Origin of the sequence: Delftia sp. ZNC0008 (assembly GCF_000799035.1) — a bacterium.
Lineage (GTDB): Bacteria > Pseudomonadota > Gammaproteobacteria > Burkholderiales > Burkholderiaceae_C > Comamonas > Comamonas tsuruhatensis.
The window spans coordinates 1-2553 of record NZ_JTKZ01000450.1 but is presented as its reverse complement, the minus strand read 5'-3'; the positions used below and the strand labels follow the sequence as shown (position 1 = coordinate 2553).

Annotated in this window: 2 protein-coding genes; one reads left to right on the top strand and one right to left on the bottom strand. The window is 67.4% G+C overall.

The features are described 5' to 3' along the window. Window positions 1-174: 174 nt before the first annotated feature. Window positions 175-2085 carry a bifunctional metallophosphatase/5'-nucleotidase gene (locus L995_RS14875; protein ID WP_047472455.1) on the bottom strand — a complete coding sequence of 637 codons (1911 nt, stop codon included), beginning with the start codon at window positions 2083-2085 and terminating at the stop codon, window positions 175-177. 149 nt (window positions 2086-2234) lie between these two features. On the opposite strand from L995_RS14875, the gene L995_RS14870 reads away from it, so the two are divergent. After that, a partial coding sequence (locus L995_RS14870) for a heavy-metal-associated domain-containing protein (RefSeq protein WP_047472454.1) occupies window positions 2235-2553 on the top strand: 319 nt, incomplete at its 3' end.

The following is a 2553-nucleotide window of genomic DNA, read 5'->3' as shown; positions in this document are numbered from 1 at the left end:
CCGCGTTGCCCCGCAGCGAAGCGGAGGGGTCGCGGACATCCGGGTCGCCTTTTCTTGGCCTACCTTCTTTTGGCGAAGCAAAAGAAGGTAGGTCGGCCGCCGGGCCGAGACCCGGCCTCGAAAAACAACCCCCCGGCAGGGATCAGAACAGATCCCTGGACCCATCAGGAAGACTCAGCGCCCACCCTGAAAACTACGCGTGCTGTACAGATCCATCGGCAGCCGCGACAGCAGCGGCAGACCAGACACCGCATCCACCGGCTGCCTCTCGATGTAGTTGAAGAACACATCGGAATCGAGCACGCCAATGTCCAGACGGCGCGCATCAGGCACGGCTGCCAGCGTCTTGTAGCCATCGCCACCCGTGGCATTGAAGCTCAGCACGAACAGCTTGTAGGTGCGCGCCGTATCCAGCGGCTTCCACGTCTTGCTCGCGTTGTCATACACCTCGATGCCCGACACGCGCTGGCCGGCCGCCGCTGCCGCATTCACGTCAAAGCGCAGGCCGCCCGTGTAGGGGTAGGGGCCGGTCGTGCCGCTGGGGCCGTACACGGCCTGCAGGCCGTCCTCGAGCATGCCCTTGACTTCCGTGCCGGTGATGTCGAGGCGGAACAGCTTGTTGCCGAAGGGCAGGACCTGGATGACCTGGGCGGCCGTGACCTGGCCCAGCAGCGGGATGCGCACGCCGCCGCCGCTTTGCAGGGTGATGTCGGCGCCGCCGTAGTGGCGGTTGGCTTCTTCCAGGTAGGCCTGGGCCACGAGCTGCTGGATGTCGCCGCCGCGCACGCTCACGCTGCCTTCGGCATTGCAGGCTGCGCTGGACTGGCTGTAGTTCATGGTGCCGACGCCGCCGGGCACGCGGCGCGAGCACAGTTCCCGGGGCACGGTGGCGACCTGCTTGAGGTTGAACTGGGCAACCTTGTCCTTGAAGGGCTGCAGCGCGGCCGTGGCCTTGGCCGAGGGCGTGGTCACGCGCAGCACGCCGGTGGCGGCGGCGCTGGCCTTGAGGGCCGTCTTTTGCGCATCGGTGGCGGCCTTGCCGGCGATGGTGAAGCTGTCGCCGATCAGCACATGGGGCGTGCCCGTGCACTGGGTGACGCGGCCGTCGGCGTCGAACTGGACCTTGAGGTCGCCGACGACCTGGGCGTACTCCCAGGCCTGGACCACGCAGACGGGGCTGCCGTCCCTGTCGGTCAGGCGTGTGGGGTAGGCGCCGCCCGGTGTGCCCACGCCGGTGGTGTTGAGCACGTCGGGGCCGAGCAGGGTGTGCGAGTCGCCGCCCACGACCACGTCCACGCCGCTGAGCTTGGGCACGATCTGGCGGTCGTACTCATAGCCCACATGGCTCATGACGATGATCTTGTTGATGCCCTTGGCGCGCAGCGCGTCGATTTCGCGCTGGGCCGCCGTGGCCTCGTCCTCGAAGGTGGTGTCGGCATCGGGGCTGGACGATGCCTTGGTCTTGCCCGCAATGGTCAGGCCGACGATGCCGATCTTCTGGCCGCCGCGCTCCACCACGGTGGAGGGGGTCACATAGCCGGGCGCCTTGGCCGCGTTCAGGGCCGAGTTGGCGCCAAAGCGCACGTTGGCGCTGAGCACGGGCGTCTTGCAGCTGCCTGTGCGCAGGCGGTCCAGGAAGGACTTGAGGCCGCTGTCGCCCTTGTCGAACTCGTGGTTGCCCAGCGTGAAGGCGTCAAAGCAGACGGTGTTCATGAGGGCGGCATCGGCCTCGCCGTCGGCGCCTGCGCGGTTGAAGTACAGCGTGCCGGTGAGCGCGTCGCCGGCGTGCAGCTTGAGCACGTTGGGCGACTGCGCGGACAGCTCCTCGATGGCCTGGGTCACGCGCGCAAAGCCTGCGGCGTCCACGGCCACGGCTTCGGCCTTGCCCGTGCCGGCGTCCAGCTGCAGGGTCTTGCTCTTGGACTCCAGCGTGGAGTGGTGATCGTTGATGTGCAGAATGCGCAGCTCCAGCGGCTGGCCTGCGGGCGTGTCGTTGCCGGAGCCGCCGCAACCGGCGATCAGGGCGGAGGCAGCCAGGGCCACGGCCAGCGGGCGCAGGGCTGGGCGATGGGAGGTCAAGGACATGAACGGGTTCTCTCTGTATCGGTTTGTCACGGCCGCCGATGCTGGGCAAGGCAGATGACATGGCGATGAAAGCGCCCTGCAGGGGGCTTGACCTTGACATGGTGGCAATCTCTAAAGTGCCTCCAATGCGAGAACAAAGGAGTCAGGCAATGAATGCATCGACCAAGGCCGGCATGGCCATAGACCTGCCCGTTCAGGGCATGACCTGCGCCTCCTGCGTGGGGCGTGTGGAGCGCGCGCTCAAGAAGCTGCCGGGCGTGCAGGAGGCCGTGGTCAACCTGGCCACCGAAAAGGCCAGCATCCGCTTCGAGGGCGCGGCCGATCTGCCCGCCGCCATTTCCGCCATCGAGAAGGCCGGCTACGAGGTGCCCCAGTCCAGCGTGGAACTGGAAGTGGAGGGCATGACCTGCGCCTCCTGCGTGGGCCGCGTGGAGCGGGCGCTGAAAAAGGTGGAGGGCGTGCAATCGG

Coding starts and splice junctions, on each gene's coding strand:
- L995_RS14875 (WP_047472455.1), bottom strand. CDS start 2,085: ATGTCCTTGACCTCCCATCGCCCAGCCCTGCGCCCGCTGGCCGTGGCC.